This window comes from Nocardia coffeae (assembly GCF_019890715.1).
Taxonomy (GTDB): Bacteria; Actinomycetota; Actinomycetes; order Mycobacteriales; family Mycobacteriaceae; genus Nocardia; species Nocardia jiangxiensis.
The window spans coordinates 1-604 of record NZ_JAINZY010000069.1 but is presented as its reverse complement, the minus strand read 5'-3'; the positions used below and the strand labels follow the sequence as shown (position 1 = coordinate 604).

The following is a 604-nucleotide window of genomic DNA, read 5'->3' as shown; positions in this document are numbered from 1 at the left end:
GGTGGGGAGACCGGGTTTCGGTGGAGGGCCGGGCGCGGTGTCGGTTTCGGAAGGGATGAGAGCGTCGGAGTAGTGGAGTGATGGATCGGATAGTGCTGGAACGCGACAGGGTCGGTCGGCGGTCGCAGGATCGGCCGGCGGGTGCTGCGGTGTCGGGTGTGATGGGTTTGGCGTGTCGTGGCACGGCCGAGGATGCGTTGCCCACGTCGCTGGAATTGCTGCGTGCGGTCCGTGGGAATTCGGTCGATACCCATGGGAGTCCGTGTGCTCGGATCCTTGCCCGGTGCGCGTTGGATCTGGCCGAGTTGTGCGCGGCCGAGTCGTGTGCGGGGGGCGGGTCCGCGGCCGGTGTGACACGTGCGCGGCGGCGGGCCGAACTGCTCGCGTGTATCGAGGACCTGCTGCTGATGGGTCTGCCGGATTCGCCGGCCGATCTGCGCCACCGGATCCGCCTGTCGATCGAGCAGATCGCCGAGGCGTCGGTGGAACTACATCGCGCGCTGCGGCGTTTCGGTGGCTCCGACGAACGCGTCCTGGCGCTGAGCCACCACACCGCCGAACTGGTGAACCACTACACGACCCTCCACGAATCAGCCACCACACT

The 604-nt window shown here is 67.7% G+C and carries 1 protein-coding gene; it reads left to right on the top strand.

The window, feature by feature from the left end:
• Positions 1–161: 161 nt before the first annotated feature.
• Positions 162–604, top strand: a 443-nt coding sequence (locus K7711_RS47070) for a hypothetical protein (RefSeq protein ID WP_222979692.1), incomplete at its 3' end; no start/stop codon positions are given.